At 66.1% G+C, this 19,662-nt stretch carries 20 protein-coding genes and 1 tRNA gene; 12 read left to right on the forward strand and 9 right to left on the reverse strand.

Features of this window, described 5'->3' with window-relative positions:
- Positions 1–96: 96 nt before the first annotated feature.
- Positions 97–804 (reverse strand): Crp/Fnr family transcriptional regulator, encoded by a 708-nt coding sequence (locus tag OM960_RS21050; RefSeq protein WP_263336642.1) that lies wholly within the window; start codon positions 802–804, stop codon positions 97–99.
- A 221-nt stretch (positions 805–1,025) separates the two neighbouring features.
- On the opposite strand from OM960_RS21050, the gene OM960_RS21055 reads away from it, so the two are divergent.
- From OM960_RS21055 to OM960_RS21095, 9 genes are all read left to right on the forward strand, one after another.
- Complete coding sequence (locus OM960_RS21055) at positions 1,026–3,185, forward strand: NosR/NirI family protein (protein ID WP_290428729.1); 2,160 nt, start codon at positions 1,026–1,028, stop codon at positions 3,183–3,185.
- Positions 3,186–3,201: 16 nt separating this feature from the next.
- Positions 3,202–5,115 (forward strand): TAT-dependent nitrous-oxide reductase, encoded by a 1,914-nt coding sequence (nosZ, locus tag OM960_RS21060; RefSeq protein ID WP_263336637.1) that lies wholly within the window; start codon positions 3,202–3,204, stop codon positions 5,113–5,115.
- A gap of 3 nt (positions 5,116–5,118) precedes the next feature.
- Entirely contained in the window at positions 5,119–6,369 is a 1,251-nt protein-coding gene (locus OM960_RS21065) for a nitrous oxide reductase family maturation protein NosD (RefSeq protein ID WP_264773359.1), read from the forward strand.
- Positions 6,362–7,261 carry an ABC transporter ATP-binding protein gene (locus OM960_RS21070; RefSeq protein WP_264773360.1) on the forward strand — a complete coding sequence of 300 codons (900 nt, stop codon included), beginning with the start codon at positions 6,362–6,364 and terminating at the stop codon, positions 7,259–7,261. The genes OM960_RS21065 and OM960_RS21070 overlap by 8 nt, the downstream gene beginning before the upstream one ends.
- Positions 7,258–8,079: an ABC transporter permease gene (locus OM960_RS21075; protein WP_263336629.1), complete on the forward strand. Its 822-nt coding sequence runs from the start codon at positions 7,258–7,260 to the stop codon at positions 8,077–8,079. Before OM960_RS21070 ends, OM960_RS21075 begins: the two co-directional genes overlap by 4 nt.
- Positions 8,076–8,588, forward strand: a complete 513-nt coding sequence (locus tag OM960_RS21080; protein WP_264773361.1) for a nitrous oxide reductase accessory protein NosL — start codon at positions 8,076–8,078, stop codon at positions 8,586–8,588. The genes OM960_RS21075 and OM960_RS21080 overlap by 4 nt, the downstream gene beginning before the upstream one ends.
- Positions 8,585–9,505, forward strand: coding sequence for an FAD:protein FMN transferase (locus tag OM960_RS21085; protein WP_263336623.1), 921 nt, complete (start codon positions 8,585–8,587; stop codon positions 9,503–9,505). Before OM960_RS21080 ends, OM960_RS21085 begins: the two co-directional genes overlap by 4 nt.
- A 24-nt stretch (positions 9,506–9,529) precedes the next feature.
- On the forward strand, positions 9,530–9,910 hold the full coding sequence (locus OM960_RS21090) for a c-type cytochrome (protein ID WP_263336620.1): 381 nt from the start codon (positions 9,530–9,532) through the stop codon (positions 9,908–9,910).
- 397 nt (positions 9,911–10,307) lie between these two features.
- Positions 10,308–10,535: a hypothetical protein gene (locus tag OM960_RS21095; protein WP_263336617.1), complete on the forward strand. Its 228-nt coding sequence runs from the start codon at positions 10,308–10,310 to the stop codon at positions 10,533–10,535.
- A 486-nt stretch (positions 10,536–11,021) separates the two neighbouring features.
- On the opposite strand, the gene OM960_RS21100 is transcribed toward OM960_RS21095, so the two are convergent.
- From OM960_RS21100 to OM960_RS21115, 4 genes are all read right to left on the reverse strand, one after another.
- Positions 11,022–12,044: an acyltransferase family protein gene (locus tag OM960_RS21100; protein WP_264773362.1), complete on the reverse strand. Its 1,023-nt coding sequence runs from the start codon at positions 12,042–12,044 to the stop codon at positions 11,022–11,024.
- Positions 12,045–12,475: 431 nt separating this feature from the next.
- Positions 12,476–12,976 carry a hypothetical protein gene (locus OM960_RS21105; RefSeq protein WP_264773363.1) on the reverse strand — a complete coding sequence of 167 codons (501 nt, stop codon included), beginning with the start codon at positions 12,974–12,976 and terminating at the stop codon, positions 12,476–12,478.
- Between the two features lie 226 nt (positions 12,977–13,202).
- Positions 13,203–13,278: transfer RNA gene (locus OM960_RS21110), tRNA-Ala, on the reverse strand.
- Positions 13,279–13,458: 180 nt separating this feature from the next.
- Positions 13,459–13,788 carry a TIGR02300 family protein gene (locus OM960_RS21115; protein WP_263336610.1) on the reverse strand — a complete coding sequence of 110 codons (330 nt, stop codon included), beginning with the start codon at positions 13,786–13,788 and terminating at the stop codon, positions 13,459–13,461.
- A 159-nt stretch (positions 13,789–13,947) separates the two neighbouring features.
- Between OM960_RS21115 and OM960_RS21120 the strand changes: the two genes are divergently transcribed.
- The 3 genes from OM960_RS21120 to OM960_RS25585 all read left to right on the forward strand — a co-directional run bounded on the left by OM960_RS21120 (position 13,948) and on the right by OM960_RS25585 (position 16,462).
- Complete coding sequence (locus tag OM960_RS21120) at positions 13,948–14,634, forward strand: M48 family metallopeptidase (RefSeq protein ID WP_263336607.1); 687 nt, start codon at positions 13,948–13,950, stop codon at positions 14,632–14,634.
- 55 nt (positions 14,635–14,689) lie between these two features.
- A complete protein-coding gene (locus OM960_RS21125; protein ID WP_263336604.1) occupies positions 14,690–15,340 on the forward strand; it encodes a GntR family transcriptional regulator in 651 nt (216 codons plus the stop codon).
- A gap of 132 nt (positions 15,341–15,472) precedes the next feature.
- Positions 15,473–16,462 carry a sterol desaturase family protein gene (locus OM960_RS25585; protein WP_264773364.1) on the forward strand — a complete coding sequence of 330 codons (990 nt, stop codon included), beginning with the start codon at positions 15,473–15,475 and terminating at the stop codon, positions 16,460–16,462.
- Between the two features lie 49 nt (positions 16,463–16,511).
- On the opposite strand, the gene lpdA is transcribed toward OM960_RS25585, so the two are convergent.
- The 4 genes from lpdA to odhB all read right to left on the reverse strand — a co-directional run.
- Positions 16,512–17,900, reverse strand: a complete 1,389-nt coding sequence (gene lpdA / locus OM960_RS21135; protein ID WP_264773365.1) for a dihydrolipoyl dehydrogenase — start codon at positions 17,898–17,900, stop codon at positions 16,512–16,514.
- A 153-nt stretch (positions 17,901–18,053) separates the two neighbouring features.
- Positions 18,054–18,449 (reverse strand): MAPEG family protein, encoded by a 396-nt coding sequence (locus OM960_RS21140; RefSeq protein WP_263336598.1) that lies wholly within the window; start codon positions 18,447–18,449, stop codon positions 18,054–18,056.
- Between the two features lie 12 nt (positions 18,450–18,461).
- Positions 18,462–18,848 carry a RidA family protein gene (locus OM960_RS21145; protein ID WP_263336596.1) on the reverse strand — a complete coding sequence of 129 codons (387 nt, stop codon included), beginning with the start codon at positions 18,846–18,848 and terminating at the stop codon, positions 18,462–18,464.
- A gap of 30 nt (positions 18,849–18,878) precedes the next feature.
- Positions 18,879–19,662: 2-oxoglutarate dehydrogenase complex dihydrolipoyllysine-residue succinyltransferase (gene odhB, locus OM960_RS21150; protein WP_264773366.1), on the reverse strand; the 784-nt coding region annotated here is incomplete at its 5' end.

The raw sequence follows: 19,662 nt of genomic DNA on the forward strand, positions 1-19,662 counted from the left end.
CGGATTGGACCCTGGCGCTTCCCTCCCCCCTCGTGGGGGAGGGAGGGGGAGGGGAGGCGCTTGAGACCCCCGCGATCCGTCTGGGTTGACCGCTGTCTAGAGTGCCTTGCTCCAGGCCTCGGCCGGGTCGCTCTCGGCGAAGGCGCGAAGCCCGCCGACGCTGCGGATCGCGGCGTGGTTCTTGCGCACGCTCACGCCATGCTCCTTGAGCCGGGCAAAGGCGCGCGAGAGGCTTTCCGGCTTGATCCCGAGCCGGCCGGCAATCAGCACCTTGTCATAGGGCAGCGTGACCGTGCAGGCGCCCTCCTCGACCGGGCAGAGCTCCAGCAGGAACTCCGCCACCCGTTGCGCGCCGGTCTGGGCCTTGAGCTGCTCGACCTGCGACACGAGGCCGTGGAGATGCACGAAGGTCGCGGCCAGAAGGCTCATCGCCAGTTCCGGCGTCTCGCGGATCAGGGCCGCGATGACGCGGGCGGGGACGAGGATCACCCGCGCCTCGGTCACCGCCTCGGCCGCCACCGGATAGTCGCGTTTCTGGAAGGCCAGCGCCTCGCCGAAGCTCTGACCGCGGGTGAAGACGCAGACCACGGCTTCGGCACCGTTCGGCGCGATCCGGTAGAGCTTCACCCATCCGTCGACGACGATGTGGATGCAATCCGCCGTCTCGCCTTGCAGGAAGAGCGCCGCGCCGCGCTCGAAGGTCACCTCGCGCGACTGGTCGAGCACGGCGTCGGCCATCTCCGGCTCGAGCTTCGACAGCAAAAGCGAGTTGCGGGCGATCCTGCGGTCGGCGCTGGTGATCATGTCCTGTCCTTTGCGCGTGGTCGTCAATGACGATCGGGGGCCGACTCGGGCCCCGTCCTTGCGCCCTCGCTACCGCGCAGGCCGGGCCCGCGATTTGACCTGTGACAAATAAGGATACGATTTTTATCGGGTTATCGGAACCGACCCCCGGCAGCTTGACCTAAGTCAACGACATCCGGGGTGCTCCGGGTGCTTCTGGCGCGGAACCGCGAATACTGGGATTGCCCGTGCTACGTTTCCTGATCACCCTGGCGCTCGTCCTCTTGCTCGCGCCGATCCCGCGCTCCGCAAAGGCCGAGACGCTGGCCGACTTCCTGCCGGACCTCGATCCCGCGGCCTTCGCGGAAGGCGCCGACGGGTTCGGCGCGATCCGCGGCGACCTGCCCGTCGCGCCCGTGACGGCGAAGGGCGAAACCGTGGCATGGGCGTTTCTCACCTCGGATTTCGTCGGCACCACGGGCTACTCCGGCAAGCCCATCCATGTCGTCGCGGCGATCTCCCCGGAGGCGGTGCTGACCGGTGTGGAGCTCGTCAAGCATTCCGAGCCGATCGTGCTGATCGGCATCCCCGATTCGAAGGTCCGCGCGCTGACCGAGAGCTATGCCGGGATCGACCTCAAGGCCGAGGCCGCCGCCGGCGGCTCGGCGCATGACCTCGACATCATCTCGGGCGCCACCGTGACGATCATGGTGATCGACGATTCGATCATCCGCGCCGGGATCAAGGTCGCCCGTGCGCTCGGCCTCGGCGGGCTCGCGCCGGAAGCGCAGGGCGGGCCGGCTCGCGCGCTCGACCCCGCCGTGACCGAGACGGCCGACTGGGCAACGCTCGCCGGCGACGGCTCGATCCGGCGGCTCGCGCTCGACGTGGGCCAGATCAACGCGGCCTTCGCCGCGACCGGCGACGCGAAGGCCATCGCGCGGCCGGAGCCCGGCGCGCCGGAGGAAGTCTTCATCGACATGCAGGCCGCGCTCGTCAGCGTGCCGGCAATCGGACGGAGCCTTCTTGGCGAGGCGGAATACGCGAACCTGACGAACTGGCTCGGCGAGGGCGAGCACGCGGTCCTGATCCTCGGGCGCGGGCGCTACTCCTTCAAGGGTTCGGGCTATGTGCGGGGCGGCATCTTCGACCGGATCCAGCTGATCCAGGGCGACAGCGCGGTGCGGTTCTTCGACAAGCAGCACCGGCGCCTCGGCGTCGTCGCGGCGGAAGGTGCGCCGAGCTTCACCGAACTCGACATCTTCAAGATTCCCGCCGATGCCGGGTTCGATCCGGCCGAGCCGTTCCGCATCCAGCTTCTCGCGCAGCGTGCCATCGGCGCGGTGGAGAAGACCTTCCTGACCTTTGACCTCGACTACCGGCTGCCGGAGCGATTCCTGCTGCCCGCCGCGGCGCCCGCGACCGAGGCCTCCGCCGCCGCCGAGGAAGCCGCGGCCAAGACCGCGCTCTGGCAGCGGATCTGGCGTGATCGGACCGTCGAGATCGCCGCCCTCGGGGTGATGCTCTTCGTGCTGACGGCGGCCTTCTTCTTCCAGGTCCAGGCGACGCGGGACGCCCGCGCCTTCCTGTGGTTCCGCATGGGCTTTCTCACCGTCACACTGGTCTTCATCGGCTGGTACGCCAATGCCCAGCTTTCGGTGGTGAACCTGATGGCGCTGGCGGGGAGCCTCCGCGATGGCTTCACCTGGGACGCGTTCCTCCTCGATCCCCTGGTCTTCATCCAGTGGTTCGCGGTGGCCGCCGCGATGATCTTCTGGGGCCGTGGCGCCTACTGCGGCTGGCTCTGCCCCTTCGGCGCGCTGCAGGAGCTTACGAACCGGATCGCGCGGGTCCTTGGCGTGCCGCAATGGACCCTGCCCTGGGGCCTGCACGAACGGCTCTGGCCTGTGAAATACGTGATCTTCCTCGTCCTCTTCGGCGTCTCGCTCGCCTCGATCCCGACGGCGGAGAAACTGGCCGAAGTCGAGCCCTTCAAGACTGCGATCATCCTCAAGTTCGTTCGCGACTGGCCCTTCGTGGTCTTCGCCGCCGCGCTCCTGATCGCCGGCCTCTTCGTCGAGCGGTTCTACTGCCGCTACCTCTGCCCCTTGGGCGCCGCGCTCGCGATCCCGGCGCGGATCCGCATGTTCGACTGGCTCAAGCGCTACAAGGACTGCGGCCATCCCTGCCAGACCTGCGCCATCGAATGCCCGGTCCAGGCGATCCACCCGACCGGAGAGATCAGTCCCAACGAATGCGTCAACTGCCTGCATTGCCAGGTCCTCTACCAGTCCGACGCGAAATGCCCCGTGGTCATCCGCCAGCTGAAGCGGCGGGCGTCCGTGGGGAAAGCACCGAAAATGGCCCGATCCCGGCAAGACCGGGAACTGGCCGAAACCTGACCGAAAGGAGATCGGGATGTCTGAAGCCTTCAAGAAACTCGCCATGACCCGGCGCGGCATGCTCGGCGCGACCGCCGGAAGCTCGGTCCTGGCCGCGACCGGAGGGGCCGGGCTCGGCCTGCTTGGCGCCACGCCTGCGAACGCACAGTCGCCGAGTCCGCACCTCGCGCCGGGCGAACTCGACGAGTATTACGGCTTCTGGTCCTCGGGCCAGACCGGCGAGCTTCGGATCATGGGCGTGCCCTCGATGCGCGAACTCATGCGCGTGCCGGTTTTCAACCGCTGCTCTGCCACCGGCTGGGGCCAGACCAACGAGTCGCTGAAGGTCCTGACCGAGGGCCTGACCGAGGAGACCAAGGCCTTCCTCGCCTCGCAGGGCAAGGTCACCTACGACAACGGCGACCTTCACCACCCGCACATGTCCTTTACCGACGGGACCTATGACGGGCGCTACCTCTTCATGAACGACAAGGCCAATACCCGCGTCGCGCGGGTGCGCTGCGACGTCATGAAATGCGACAAGATCATCGAGATCCCGAACGCCCATGACATCCACGGCATGCGGCCGCAGAAGTACCCGCGCACCGGCTATGTCTTCGCAAACGGCGAACACGAGGCGCCGCTGGTCAACGACGGCAAGATCCTTGACGACCCGAGCCAGTATGTGAACATCTTCAGCGCCATCGACGGCGACGAGATGAAGGTGGCGTGGCAGGTGATGGTCTCGGGCAACCTCGACAACACCGACTGCGACTACCAGGGCAGATATGCCTTCTCGACCTCCTACAACTCGGAAATGGGCATGAACCTTGCCGAGATGACGGCGGGCGAGATGGACCATGTCGTCGTCTTCAACATCAAGGCGATCGAGGAGGGCGTCGCGGCGGGCGACTTCCAGGAGTTGAACGGCGTGCCGGTGCTCGACGGGCGCAAGGGTTCGAACAAGAACTACACCCGCTACATCCCGATCCCGAACAGCCCGCATGGCGTCAACACCGCGCCCGACAAGAAGCACGTCGTGATCAACGGCAAGCTCTCGCCCACCGTCTCGGTGATCGACGTCGACAAGGTCGAGGCGCTCTTCACCGAGGATGCCGACCCGCGGTCCTGCATTGTCGCCGAGCCGCAGCTGGGCCTCGGGCCGCTTCACACCGCCTATGACGGGCAGGGCAACGCATTCACCACGCTCTTCCTCGACAGCCAGGTCGTGAAGTGGAATATCGACAAGGCCATCCGCGCCTTTGCCGGCGAGGACGTCGATCCGATCATCTCCAAGGTCGACGTGCATTACCAGCCGGGCCACAACTCGACCACGATGGGCGAGACCTCCGAGGCGGATGGCAAGTGGCTGATTTCGATGAACAAGTTCTCGAAGGACCGATTCCTGAACGTCGGTCCCCTGAAGCCCGAGAACGAGCAGCTCATCGACATCTCGTCGGACGAGATGAAGGTGGTCCACGACGGCCCGACCTTCGCCGAGCCGCATGACAACATCCTCGTCCACCGCTCGAAGGTGAACCCGCTCAATGTCTGGAAGCGCGACGACCCGATGTGGGAAGACGCGCGCAAGCAGGCCGAGGCGGACGGCGTCGACCTCGACTGGGGCCACGACGAGCCGATCCGCGACGGCGACAAGGTGCGGGTCTACATGTCCTCGGTGGCACCGGAATTCTCGATGGAGAAATTCACCGTGAAGGAAGGTGACGAGGTGACCGTCTACATTACCAACATGGACGATGTGGACGACGTGACCCACGGCTTCTGCCTGTCGAACTACGGCATCGCCATGGAGGTCGCGCCGCAGGCCACCGCCTCGGTGACCTTCAAGGCGACCCGGCCGGGCGTGCACTGGTTCTACTGCCAGTGGTTCTGCCACGCGCTCCACATGGAGATGCGCGGCCGGATGTTCGTCGAACCGAAGGCGGTCTGAGCCATGATGCTGCTTCGGGCGCTTCTGATCCTTCTCGCGCTGCCGGCTGCGGCGGCCGAGTGGGACGTGGCGCCCGGGGCGCTTTCCGAGACGCTTGCCCGGGCCGAGGCGGGCGACACGCTCCTGCTCCGGCCCGGGACCTACCGCGAGACCGTCGCCGTCGACCGCGCCGTCACGATCGAGGGTGGCGGCAAGGCGGTGATCGACGGCGGCGGCAAGGGCACGGTCATTACCGTGACCGCGCCGGACGTGACGCTTTCGGGCCTTACCGTGATCGGCTCCGGCGCCTCGCACGAGACGCTCGATTCCGGCATCAAGCTCACCAAGGGAGCGACCGGGGCGGTGGTGCGCGGCAACGTGCTGAAAGGCAACCTTCACGGCGTCGACGTCCACGGCGCCCGCGACGCGCTCGTCGCCGGGAACCTGATCGAGGGCCGCCAGGACCGCCACATGAACGCGCGCGGCAACGGCGTCTATGTCTGGAACGCGCCGGGCGCGGTGGTGGAGCGCAACGACATCCGCTGGGGCCGCGACGGCATCTTCGTCAACACCTCCAAGCGCAACATCTTCCGCGACAACCGCTTCCGCGAGCTGCGCTTCGCCGTCCACTACATGTACGCGAATTTCAGCGAGGTCACCGGCAATCTCTCGATCGGCAACGACCTCGGCTACGCGGTGATGTTCTCGCGCCGGGTCATGGTCGCCGACAACATCTCGATCGGTGACCGCGAGCACGGCGTGATGCTGAACTATGCCAATGACGGCATCGTTACCGGCAACCTCGTGCGCGGCGTGAAGGACCGCTGCGCCTTCCTCTACAACGCCAACAAGAACACCTTCTCCGGCAACCGCTTCGAAGGCTGCGAGATCGGCATCCACTTCACGGCCGGCTCCGAAGGCAATACGATCACCGGCAACGCCTTCATCGGCAACCGGACCCAAGTGAAATACGTGAGCACCCGCTGGGTCGAATGGTCCGACGAGGGCCGCGGCAACTACTGGAGCGATTTCGCCGCCTATGACGTCAACGGCGACGGCATCGCCGACACGCCCTACCGGCCGAACGACAGCATGGACCATGTGCTCTGGACCCAGCCATCGGCCAAGCTGCTTCTGGGCTCGCCCGCGGTGCAGCTCGTGCGCTGGTCGCAATCGGCCTTCCCGGCGCTCCTGCCGGGCGGCGTCGTCGACAGCCACGCGCTGATGCGGCCGGTCGAGATCCCGGTGCCCGAATGGGAGATGAACCATGACTGATGCCGTCCTGAGCATCGCCGCCGCCACCAAGGAGCGCGGTTCGCTTCGGACCCTGAACGCGGTCTCGCTCGACTTGCGTGCGGGCGAGCGGGTGGCGCTTCTCGGCCATAACGGCGCGGGCAAGACCACGCTGATGAAATTGATTCTCGGCCTTACGCCACTCACAGACGGCCGGATCACGGTGGACGGCGCGGCGCCGGGCAGCGCCCATGCCCGCGCCGCCACCGCCTACCTGCCCGAAGCCGTCGCCTTCCACAAATCGCTGACCGGGCGTGAGCAGCTTGCGCTCTTTGCCCGCCTCGCCGGGGTCTCGACGGCGCAAGTCGGCCCGCTTCTCGAACGCGTCGGGCTCGCCGACGCCGCCGACCGCCGCATCGGCACCTGGTCGAAGGGAATGCGCCAGCGCCTCGGCCTCGCGCAGGTCCTGCTCGGCCGGCCGAGGGTCGCGCTTCTCGACGAGCCGACAAGCGGGCTCGACCCGATTTCGCGCCACGAGCTCTATGCGATCATCGACGAACTGGCGGCCGAGGGCGCGGCGGTGCTGATCGCCTCGCACGCGCTGACCGAGGTCGAGGCACGCACCGACCGCATCGCGATCCTGAGCCACGGCGATCTCGTCGCCAACGACACGCTCGCCAATCTCTCGCGCCGCGCCGGCCTGCCGACGCGGCTCCGTATCCGTGCCATGCCGGGTGCGGCCGACAGGGTCGCCGGCCAGACCGGCGGCGCGCGGGTGAACGGCGCCTCGGTCGAGATCCTCTGCGCGCCCGAGAACAAGATGGAGGAGCTCCGCCGGCTCTCCCATCTCGGCGACCTCGTCGCCGATATCGAGATGACGCCGCCGGGGCTCGAAGACCTCTACCGCCACTATGCCGAAGGAGGCCGGACATGAGACGCGCCCTTGCCATCGCCCGGGCGGAGTTCCTGATCGTCCGCCGCAACCGCTGGGTCTTCATGGCGACCCTGATCATGGTGCTCTTCGCGCTCGCCCTGACTTTCGCGGGCAGCGCGCCGACCGGCGCGCTCGGGGTCGACATGCTGACCGTCTCGGTCGCCTCGATGACCACGCTCTCGGTTTATCTCGCGCCGCTTCTCGCGCTGATGATGGCCTTCGACTCGATCGCCGGCGAGGCCGAGCGCGGCGGGCTCGCGCTGATCCTCTCCTACCCGGTGAGCCGGGGCGAGATGCTGATGGGCAAGTTCATCGCCCATCTCGCGGCGCTCGCCTTCGCGATGACGATGGGCTTCGGCGCGGCGGGCGCGGTCGCCGCCTTCGCCGGCGGCGCCGCGCCGGAAAGTCTGATGGCGCTTCTTCGCCTGATCCTGACCTCGGTCCTCCTCGGTGCGGTCTTCCTCGCGCTCGGCTACATGATCTCGGCGCTTTCGGGCAGCTCCACGGGCGCGGCGGGCATGTCGGCCGGGCTCTGGCTGATCTTCGTGGTTCTCTACGACCTCGGCCTGCTCGGCGCCTTGGTCCTCGACAACGGCGGCGCCTTCACCCAGACCGCCTTCCCCTGGGTCATGGCCGCCAACCCCGCCGACGCCTTCCGGCTCTGGAACATCGCCGCCTCCGATGCCGTCGCGCTGACGAGCGGCATGACCGGGGCCGCCACCGCGCTGCCCGGCTGGGCCGCACCCCTGTCGCTCTGCCTCTGGCCGTTCCTCGCCCTCATGCTGGCCCGGCTTGCCTTCCGGAGGGTCGAAGCATGAAACGCATCCTGATCGCCACGCTGCTTCTCGCCGCCTGCAAGGAGGAGGTCGCCGTGGCGCCCGACCCGGTGTCCTTCACCGATGAGACGCTCGCCCATTTCTGCGCGATGAACGTCGCCGAACATGGCGGGCCGAAAGGGCAGATCCACCTCGAAGGCATCCCGGAGCCGTTGTTCTTCGCTCAGGTCCGCGATGCGGTGGCTTACCTCAAGAGCCCCGAGCGCGACGCCGCCATCGTCGCGACCTATGTGACCGACATGGGCAAGGCCGCAAGCTGGGACGAGCCCGGGCCGACGAACTGGACCGCCGCCGACACAGCGGTGTTCGTGGTGGAGGCCGAGGTCGCGGGTGGCATGGGCGCGCCCGAGATCGTACCCTTCGCCGACCCCGCCGAGGCCGAGGCTTTCATCAGCCGCTACGGCGGCAGGGCGGTGCCGCTCGCCGAGATCCCCGACGAGGCCGCGCTCGCCCCGATCGACCTCGACGCCAAGCTGGAGACGCCGTCATGACGCGCCCCTTCACCCGCCGCCGCTTCCTGACCATCGCCGCCGCGACGCTTGCCGCCGGGGTCGCGCGGGCGGAGACCGCCGCCACCGAATGGCACGGGGTGGCGCTCGGCGCCCCGGCCTCGCTCACCATTCGCGGCGACCGCCGCGCCGCCGAAACCGCGATCACCGCCGTTCGGGCCGAGCTTCAGCGCCTCGAGCGCATCTTCAGCCTCTACAACTCCGACTCGGCCCTCGTGCGGCTCAACCGCAACGGCTGGCTCGCGGCGCCGCCGCCGGAATTGCTCGAGGTGCTGAGCCTGTCCGGCCAGATCCACCGCCAGACCGGCGGCGCCTTCGACCCGACGATCCAGCCGCTCTGGCAGGTCTATGCCGAGGCGGCCGGTGCGCCCGTCCCGGACCGGATCGAGTCGGCCTGGGCGCGCGTCGGCTGGCAGCATCTGCGGTTCGACGCGGACGAGATCGCCTTCGCCCGGCCGGGCATGGCGCTCACGCTGAATGGCATCGCCCAGGGCTACATCACCGACCGGATCGCCGCTCTCCTGAAGGCGCGCGGCATGACCGACGTGCTCGTCGACATGGGCGAGATCGCCGCACTCGGCACCCGCGCCGATGGCACTCCCTGGCGCGCGGGCATCGCCGCGCCGGACGGCCGCATCCTCCACCGGGTGACGCTGAGCGACCGCTGCCTCGCCACCTCGGCGCCCTCGGGGACCGTGCTTGATCCCGCGGGAGAGGTTGGTCATATTTTCGATCCACGGCGCCGCGCACCGGCCGGGGCGCAGCGCGTGGCATCGGTGTCGGCGCCGTCCGCGGCCCTCGCCGACGGCCTGTCGACGGCCTTCTGCCTGATGACGCCGGCCGAGATCGACGCCGTCGTGGCAGAACTGCCCGGCGCCAGAGTTGAAACCCTGATCTGACCATTCAACGCAGAGGAGTATCCAATGACCAGACAGATCGCGATCGCCGCCCTTATCGCCGCGAGTTTCGCGGCACCCGCCTTCGCCTCCGGCGACGCCGCGGCCGGCGAGAAGGTGTTCAACAAGTGCAAGGCCTGCCATGCGGTCGGCGAGGACGCCAAGAACAAGGTCGGCCCGATCCTGAACGGCATCGTCGGAGCCGCCGCCGGCCAGGTCGCGGACTTCAAATACTCCGACGGCCTGGTCGCCAAGGCTGCCGAGGGCCTGACCTGGGACGAGGAGACGCTCGCCGCCTTCCTCGCCAAGCCGAAGGATGTCGTCGACGGCACCAAGATGTCCTTCGCGGGGCTCAAGAAGGAAGACGAGATCGAGAACGTGATCGCCTATCTCGCGACCTTCGAGTAACGGCGCGGCCCGAGGCGGGCCGACCACGTCTCCCATGCCCCGCGGCAGCCCGCTGCCGCGGGGTGCTGCTTGCCCGTGGCACGCGTCATCGCGCATCCTCAAGAGGAGCTCGGACCGCGGTTGCGAATTCGATCCTTTCCCCGGGGCAGGGTGTTCCGGCAGCCTTCCCCCGACACCGCGCGACAAGGCGCCGGAAACGACATGCGGACAGGCAGGCTCCGGGTTCGCCGAAATCGGCCGGCGCCCGTCGGCAGCGGATGCTCCCGCGTCCCGTCACCGTTTTCCGCGAGACAGAAAATCAGATAGAGTTCATTCCGGATGGATATGCCGGATGCCAGTGGGCGGCCAGAGGGCATGCGAGATGTCCGTCACCGTAATCGCGGCGGAGGAGGGAGAGATGCCCCATTACAACGAGATGTTCGAGCTGTCCGTCGAAGACATGGATCTGATCGAGACGGCATTGCGGCACAGCCGGGACTCGCTTTCGCAGGCCTTGCTTGAACGATCCGCCGCGGACCACGGCGACCGCGCGGACACACTGCGCCGAATTCAGGAGCTTCTGGGGCGGCTCCACAACCAGAAGATTTTCTACCGCCCCCGGTCCGGAGTTTACGTCGGAGGCTAGTTGGCACTCCGATCCGGATCGTTGTCCGCCGCGCCCGACAGAGCGAGGCCAGGGCGGCGAACAATGCGCTACAGGCCTCGGCTCAGGACGGTTGCCTCGGGTGCCGGAGCGCTGAACTGCCCGCCCGTGCGGAGTGCCCAGCTGCCCTCGCGTAGTGACGTCCGGACTGTATTTCCTGGCGCTCGGCGATCTTGCGTGGTGTCGAACCGGCGTGATCCGGATCCGAGACCGAGGCTTGCAAGCGCCCCGCTACGCTGCTCGTTCCCCGACGGCGCGTTTTCACGAACCGGCAAGGTTGACTGGTCGCGCGAGGGAGAGCGATTCCGGCGGGGTATGCCTGGGATTCAATGCTCGATCATGCCGGGTGTAGTGTGAGCCGGCCGAGGCTCCGCTGCAGTTTGTCCGCGATGCTCCGCTGAGAAACGCCGTGCTTCAAAAGGCGCGGGGCCTTTCAAGCGAACGAAATGGAGATTCGGTAAGTCAAACTCAGCGAAAGCTCAGCGCACGTGACAGACGGCGGCCAACTTGGGTGATCGGCATCTCTACCAAAGCGAAGTAACACATGCTCGCGGAGAGGAGGACCGCGAGGTAAACCACCAGCATTGCGTAGGGGCCTCCGCGCCACGCAAGCCAGGAGTCGAATTTCAGCGTCGCGAACATGAACGTGGCCGGGACGTGCAGCAGATAGAGCGCATAGGACGCATCTCCCAGTCGACGCAGGAATGGCCAGTCGGGCACGCGCTCGCGGCGTTCGAGTTCGACCAGCACAAGGATCAGAGCTGACGAGCCGAGGCCGAAGCCCAGTAGCCTGTGCAGCGGACGCTGATCGTCGCCGATGGCAAAACCATAGCCAAGGCAAACAGCACACAGGACCGCCAGCGCAATGACGGAGCGGTCGTCAATTCGCGTGACATTGATCGCGACCCAGCCGACCGCGAGCCCGAGAATGAACAGCAGGTTCAGCGCACTCGTCATCGGCCAGGCGGCATCCGCCGGAATGGGACCCCAACTGCCGAGCGCGAAGATCCCTATGGCCACCAGCAGCGCCGCGGGAAAGAAGCGGTCCCGCCCGAAGGTCAGGCAGATCGCAAAGGCCAGATAAAAAAGCAGCTCGAAGCTGAGGGACCAAGTCGGAAAGATCAGAAGCCTTGCGGCATTGGATTCGGTCAGGGTCAGTGACCCAACCAGATTCAGTCCCTCCGGAACCCATTCCTCCACGCCTGTCGTGCCGGCTTTGAAGGCCAGGAACGCGAGGGCAATCGGAAGATACCCTCCATATATGCGGATGGCCCGTCGCCAAAGGAAGACGCCCGGCGACGCCGTCAGGCGCGTTGTCCACACCATGATGAAGCCGGCGAGCACGAAGAAGATCGGGACTCCGCCATGCCCCCAGTCCACCAATGAAGCGATCGCCGGCGATCCGCCCGCCGAGACGAATTTGTCTCGGTAGTGAAACAGGACTACGGCCAGAGCCGCGAACGCGCGAAGGTACTGGAGTGAGTTCAGCATGCAGCCTTAGGCCTGTTTTGAAGAGCTCTGTTCGAAACCCGGAGGGATCCCGTGGGAATGCTACTTATGCGTGTCCCAGGTGACGCCTTACTCTCCCGCATCGGGCGGTACAATTGCTGAATCGGCCCGACGGCTGAGGCTGCGTGGAAACTGGCGGTGGGAGCGCTGGACAGGGACTTTCCCTTAGAAGCGCCGGCTCGGGGGCAAGAGGACGGAACGTGGCAGGCCGATCGTTGAGCCAGCTCTGCCGTAGCGACAGGAGTTGGCTTTTCTACGGCACGCGGTCCAGCCAACCGCGCAAGGCGTAGCGGTGCGTCCCTCGTTAAGCCAACGACCGCAGCCAGAGCGCGGTGTCTCCTTGCCGCGTGATCCAGCAGCGCTCCCGGGCATAGGTCTGGGAGCGCCTTTCGTTTACGGCTACAAGAATGCAGTTAACGTGTCGCCGGCAAGTCGCTCCATTTCACGCGCAGGAACGATCTATGCGTATCTGGTAGATCCTTGCGGTCAATCATCCGCCCAGAAATTTGAAAGTCCTGATTGATCTTGACGACAAGCAGCTTGCTGAAGTTCCCAGCCAGCTTGACGACCACTTCGTCGCGACTTTTAAACGGTGTAATTGTCTTGATCTCGACGTGGTCATTGCCGAGCCTGCCGTCAGCGCCCTGCGCATAGTTCCGGTTCAACTTGATGCCGTAGGTGATGGCACCGAACAGTTCTCCGATGTCCCCATAGACATTCAGGTGCAGACCCGTCTCGTAGTGGTAGCTCGCGGCCAGAGACATCAAGTCTTCAAAATATGGGATCAATGAACGGATGGCGTTGGGATACTTCGCTCCCCATTCCTTGTATTGAAGCTGTTGGTTGATCTCAGTCCAAGTTACCCACTCACCATCATCGTAGAATGCTCGATCAGACCAATCGATTTCGTCCATGCTTGCTCTCGCCATGCCTTCGGGCATTGGAGCCTGACCCTAACATTGCGGCAGGTGTTTGACGACGAAACAGATCGTCTGCGTATTTCCGTTGTGTGAAGAATCAGCAGCTTACGCACCTGCGGACCTACCGGCAGGTCTTACGCCAAACTTACGCAGCACTCTTGAACCAAAAAAAAAACCGCCAGCGGCGGTCTCGGTAAGCGGCTACTCTTGTAGGCGAATTTGGTGGAGCCAAGGGGAGTCGAACCCCTGACCTCTTGAATGCCATTCAAGCGCTCTCCCAACTGAGCTATGGCCCCACCGGAGGTCCGGGCGTCGCCGCCCGCGTGAGGGGCGATATAGGGAACGCCGCGAGGCGGTGCAAGCGAAAAATCGTCGTGCGCGAAGATCGCTTCACCGCAGCCCGCGGCCGCAAGCAAAACGGGCGCGGAATGGTCCGCGCCCGCTTCGGGTCTTGCCTTCGAGACGCAAATTGCGCGTCAGCTGTCGTCTTCTCCGGTCGCGACATCGGCGATCTCGTCGAGCGAGACGTCGTCGTCGCTGTCATCCTCGAGCAGATCATCGTCGAGATCGGAATCGCCCGAATCATCGTCGAGATCGTCGTCGTCGGTCAGATCGTCGACATCGAGGTCATCGGTCTTGGACGCGGTCTTCTCGCTGATCATCGTGCGGCCGCGGCCAGCGATCAGGCTTTCCGCGCTGAAGCTGTGGCCGCATTCCGGGCAGGTCATCGGGTCGCGCTGGAGGTCGTAGAACCGGCTGGCGCAATGCGGGCAGAGGCGTTTGACGCCCCATTCGTCCTTGGGCATGGGACACTCCTTCTGTGCACGTCTTTTCGAGAGTCGGTGCCAACTGCCACAAGTGCGCGGGGCTGTCAAAGGCTTTCCGCGATGGTGTTCGCGCCCGTCGCTTTTGCCCTTTTCGCCGCCCGTCGAGGTTGTATTGTGCGGTTCGGAAGGAATTTTTTCATGACCCAACGCACATTACCCGGCGAGCCACCTGTCGAGGTCACGCTTCGCCGCTCCGTCCGCGCAAGACGTTTTTCGCTGCGCGTCTCGCGCCTCGACGGCAAGGTGACACTGTCTATGCCCGCCCGCGCCTGCGAGACAGAAGCCTTGGCCTTTGCCGAAGGCAAGGCCGACTGGGTGCGCCAGATCCTGCGGGGCACCGCCGCGCGGCTGGCTGTGGCGCCCGGTTCGAATATCCCGTTCGAGGGCCGCAGGCTGGTCGTCACACCGGCGCCGGTGTCGGCGGTTCGCGTCGAAGGAACGGCACTTCTCGTGCCGACGGACGAGGCGCGGCTCGGCGCGCGGATCCTTGCCTTTCTGAAACTCGCCGCGCGTCAGCGCCTGCAGGCCGCCTCGCAGGCCCATGCCGCGACCATCGGCCGGCGGATCCGGCGCATCACGTTGCGCGATACCCGCTCGCGCTGGGGATCCTGCACGGCAGAGGGCGGGCTGATGTTCTCGTGGCGCCTGATCATGGCGCCGCCCGAGGTGCTCGACTATGTGGCCGCGCATGAGGTTGCGCATCTGGTCGAGATGAACCATTCGCCTGCCTTCTGGGCGGTGGTGGCGCGGCTGGCTCCGGATTACGAGCGGCACCGCGCCTGGCTGCGCCGCGATGGCGCCGAGCTGCACCGCGTCGACTTCTGAGCGGAAGCGCCCCCGCGACGATTGACGGCGGCAGGCCGGCGTGATCACATCCGGCATGCTCTTGCAGACGCGGCCCTCGGACACGACCATCGCGGCGCATGACCGGCTCTACCGGTCGCTGCGCCAGCAGATCATGCATGGCGAGCTGGCGCCCGGCCAGGCGCTGACGCTGCGCGGGCTGGCCAAGAGCTACGGCGTGTCGATGACGCCGGCGCGCGAGGCGATGCGGCGGCTCGCGGCGGAGGGCGCGCTGACGCTTTCCTCCTCGGGGCGGGTGACGACGCCGGACCTGACCAACGAGCGGATCGAGGAGCTGGCAAGCCTCAGGGCGCTGATCGAGACCGAGCTTGCGACCCGGGCTTTGCCGCGCGCCCATATCGCGCTGATCGAGCGTCTGCAGGCGATCAACATGGCCAATGCCGAGGCGGCCGTTAAACGCGATGCGGTGGCCTATATCCGCACCAACCTCGAGTTTCACCGCACGCTCTACCTGCGTGCCCAGGCGCCAGCGATGCTGGCGGTCGCCGAGACGGTCTGGCTGCAGCTCGGCCCGACCATGCGGGCACTCTATTCGCGCCTGACCCGGGCCGAGCCGCCGCAGCACCACCGGATGATCATCGCCGCGCTGAAGGCGGGCGACGAGCCGGCCTTGAGACTTGCAGTGCGGACGGATGTCACGCAAGGTTTGCGTCATATTGCCGGGTAGATGCGGGGGGCAGCGTTTCCGGTCAGTACTCCGCCTTGAGGGGGCGTTCGATAAGAGGAAGGGCCGGGTGAGCGAGCCATGATGGATTTGGTCAGCGAAGTGCTTCGCTCTTTCGTACTACATTCATGGTCGGTGATCCGGTTTCCGTTCGATCCCGCGAACCGGATTTATTTTCTCTACCTCGCGACATCGGCGCTGTTCGCCTATGCGGTGTTCCGGCGGCAGGCAAGGGCCGGCCGGACCGGCAAACGCGCCTCATTCCTGCGGTTTCTGTTCCCGGCGCATGTCTGGAGCCATCCCTCGGCATGGCTCGACCTGCGCTATTTCTTCTTTCACCAGCTCATCGGCCATTTTCTGCTGCTCGGGCTCGGCGCGGCGTCCACGTCCTATGCCTTCGAGTGGTTTTCAGGCGGGGTCGGGATCATCGACGCCGCCACTAGTTCCGAGGCGGGGGGCGCTGCGGGTCTCGGCATGGCCGTCGGGTTCATGTTCGTGGCAACGCTCGTCGTCGACTTCGTGGCCTATGTGATCCACTACCTGCAACACAAGGTGCCGGTGCTGTGGCAGTTCCACAAGGTTCACCACAGCGCCGAGGTGATGCACCCGCTGTCCAACTACCGCGAACACCCGATCGACAATCTCGTCTACGCGGCGGTGATCGGAGGCTCCTACGGGTTGGTGGCCGTGGCGGCCTACAAGCTCCTGGGCTACATACCGACGATGCCGATGCTTCTCGGCGTGCCGCTGCTGATGCTCGCGTTCAACCTGGCCGGCTACAACCTACGACATTCCCATGTCTGGCTTCGCTGGCCGGGCGTCTGGTCGAAGATCTTTCCTTCTCCGGCCCACCATCATGTCCATCACAGCTGCCACCCCGACCATTTCGACAAGAACTTCGCATTCATGTTTCCGGTCTGGGACGTGCTGTTCGGAACCTACGTTGTTCCCGAGGACAACCGTGACGTCGTCTTCGGGATTCACGACAAGAAATCGGCGGCGGAGATGAACAGCTGCGTGAAGCTGTATTTCGTTCCCTTCCGCGATGCCTGGCGGCTTCTCAAGCGGCGCTACGGCCGGCGAATGGTCGGTGCGCTAGCCCGGGTGCGCGTCCGCAACAGGTAAGGAAAGACCGGCGGCTCTTGCCGCCGGTCCGGCGCCATCCAGGGGTGGATCAGCTGTGGATCGGCCCGTCGCCGCAGGCGAGCGCGGCTTCGCGCACCGCTTCCGAGAAGGTCGGGTGGGCGTGGCAGGTCAGCGCGATGTCCTCGGCCGAGGCGCCAAACTCCATGCCGACGCAGATCTCGTGGATGAGTTCGCCCGCCGAGGGCCCGATGATATGGGCGCCGAGCACGCGGTCGGTCTCCTTGTCGGCGAGAATCTTGACGAAGCCGTCGCCTTGGAACACCGCCTTGGCGCGGCCGTTGCCCATGAAGGCGAACTTGCCGACCTTGTAGGCGCGGCCTTCCTCCTTCAGGCTCTCCTCGGTGCGCCCCACCGTGGCAACCTCGGGCGTGGTGTAGATGACGCCGGGGATCACGTCGTAATTGACGTGGCCATGCTTGCCGGCGATGACCTCGGCCACCGCCATGCCCTCGTCCTCGGCCTTGTGGGCGAGCATCGGGCCGGTGATCGCGTCGCCGATCGCGTAGATGCCCTTGATATTGGTCTGCCAGTGGCTGTCGGTCTTGATCTGGCCGCGCTTTTCCATCTCGACACCGACCTCGGCGAGGCCGAGCCCGTCGGTATAGGGGCCGCGGCCGGTCGCGACGAGCACGCAGTCGGCCTCGAGCGTGGCGGCGCTGTCGTCCTTCCTCAGCTTGTAGCTGACCGTGGCCTTGCCCTTCCTGACCTCGGCCGACTGCACCGCGGCACCGAGGACGAAGTCGAGGCCCTGGCGCTTGAGGAGCCGCTGGAAGGTCTTGGCGACCTCGCCGTCCATGCCCGGCGTGATCGTGTCGAGATATTCGACGACGGTGACCTCGCTGCCGAGGCGCGCATAGACCGAGCCGAGTTCGAGCCCGATCACGCCGGCGCCGATCACGACCATCGACTTAGGGATCTTCGGCAGTTCGAGGGCGCCGGTGGAGGTCACGATCACCTTCTCGTCCACAGTGACGCCGGGCAGGTGCAGCGGTTCGGAACCGGTTGCAATGACGATGTTTTTCGCCGCGTGGACCTCGTCGCCGACCTTCACCTTGCCGGGTTCGGGGATCGAGCCCCAGCCCTTGAGCCAGGTGATCTTGTTCTTCTTGAACAGGAACTCGATGCCCTTGGTGTTCTGGCCGATGACCTCGTCCTTGTAAGCAAGCATCTTGGCCCAGTCGACCTTCGGCTTGGCGCCCATCAGGCCCATCTTCTCGAAATTCGTCTCGGCGTCGTGGAGCGCATGGGAGGCGTGAAGGAGCGCCTTCGACGGGATGCAGCCGACGTTGAGGCAGGTGCCGCCGAGGGTCTCGCGGCCCTCGACGACGGCGGTCTTGAGGCCGAGCTGCGCGCAGCGGATCGCCGAGACATAGCCGCCGGGGCCGGCGCCGATGATGATCACGTCGAACTCAGCCATGGGGTACTCCTTTGGTCATTTCGGTGTCTGCGCGGTGTCGGCAGACTGTATGGCAGGCGTCGGACCCTGCGGCGGGCGTCGGACGGGGGGCTGTCTGCCCCCCGCCGCGGCCATTCGGCCGCGCCCCCCGAGGATATTTGCGAAAAGAAGAAATCATGAGGCCATCAGCGCCATGAGGTAGAGCAGCACGGTCGCGGCGAAGCCGACGAGCCAGAGAAGGGTGCGGATGCCGGTAATGCCGAGGCCGTAGGCCGGGACGTAGAGCACGCGGGCGATCAGGAAGGCCTGGGCGGCGGTGAGCGTCGCCGGGCTGAAGCCGTCCTTCAGCGCGAGGATGAGAATGGCGGGGGCGAAGAGCGCCATCGCGGTCACCGAGTTCGTCAGCGCCCGGTCGAGGCGGGCGGTGATGCCGGTGAGCGTGCGGTGTTCGTCACGCGAGGAGAGGAGATAGCCCATGCCGAGCTGGCCGGTGGCGCCGGTCACCTTCAGGATCAGGATCACGCAGGTATAGAGCCCGTAGAGCGCGAGGATGTTCAGTTCGCTGGACATGAGGTGGTCCTTTCACTCTGATGCGCGCATCGCGACGGCCTGTACCTTGACCTTGCCGCCAAATGGCAACCGGGCGGCCTGATAGATGGTTCGTGCCGGCCGGTTCACCGGGAAGAGCCGGCCGTAGACCGCGTTGACTTCGCCGACATCATCAAGGTTCGAAAACGCGATGTCGACATAGACGATCTCCTCGCGCGCGAAACCGCAATGTGCGGCGATCCGGAAGACCAGCTCGAACGCGCGCTCGGCCTCCTCGGTGGCGCTGCCGGCGCGGTATCCGTCATCGTAGACGGCGAGCTGACCCGAGATGTGGCACGTCCCGCCTGCGATCACCGCGTTGGAGATCGGGGAGGGCGAGGCGGGCACGCCCGGCACGTCGACAATGAACCGATGTGTCATGGCATGCCCCTTCCCGTTCCGGCCGCTGCCTCAGAGATCCATCAGCAGCCGGCGCGGGTCCTCGAGCGCCTCTTTCACCCGGACGAGGAAGGTCACCGCGCCCTTGCCGTCGACGATGCGGTGGTCGTAGCTGAGGGCCAAGTACATCATCGGGCGGATGACGATCTGGCCGTTCACCACCACCGGGCGGTCCTGGATCTTGTGCATGCCAAGGATGCCCGATTGCGGCGGGTTGAGGATCGGCGAGGACATCAGCGAGCCGTAGACGCCGCCGTTCGAGATGGTGAACGAGCCGCCCTGCATCTCGGCCATCGAGAGCTTGCCGTCGCGGGCGCGCAAGCCAAGCTCGCCGATCTTCTTCTCGATCGCGGCGAAGGACATCTGGTCGGCATCGCGCACGACCGGGACGACGAGGCCCGTCGGTGTGCCGACGGCGACGCCCATGTGGACGAAGTTCTTGTAGACGACATCGCCGCCGTCGATCTCGGCATTGACTTCCGGAACCTCCTTCAGCGCGTGGCAGCAGGCCTTCACGAAGAAGGACATGAAGCCCATCTTCACGCCGTGCTTCTTCTCGAAGGCGTCCTTGTAGGCGTTGCGCAGATCCATCACCGCCGACATGTCGACCTCGTTGTAGGTCGTCAGCATCGCCGCGGTGTTCTGGGCGTCCTTGAGGCGGCGGGCGATGGTGGCGCGGAGCCGGGTCATCTTCACCCGCTCCTCGCGGGCGGCATCCTCGGCCGGGACCGGGGCGCGCGGCGCCTGCGCGGGGGCGGGCGCCGGCGCCGGAGCGGCAGCGGCGGGGGTCGAGGCG

The organism is Defluviimonas salinarum (genome assembly GCF_026013545.1).
GTDB lineage: Bacteria > Pseudomonadota > Alphaproteobacteria > Rhodobacterales > Rhodobacteraceae > Albidovulum > Albidovulum salinarum.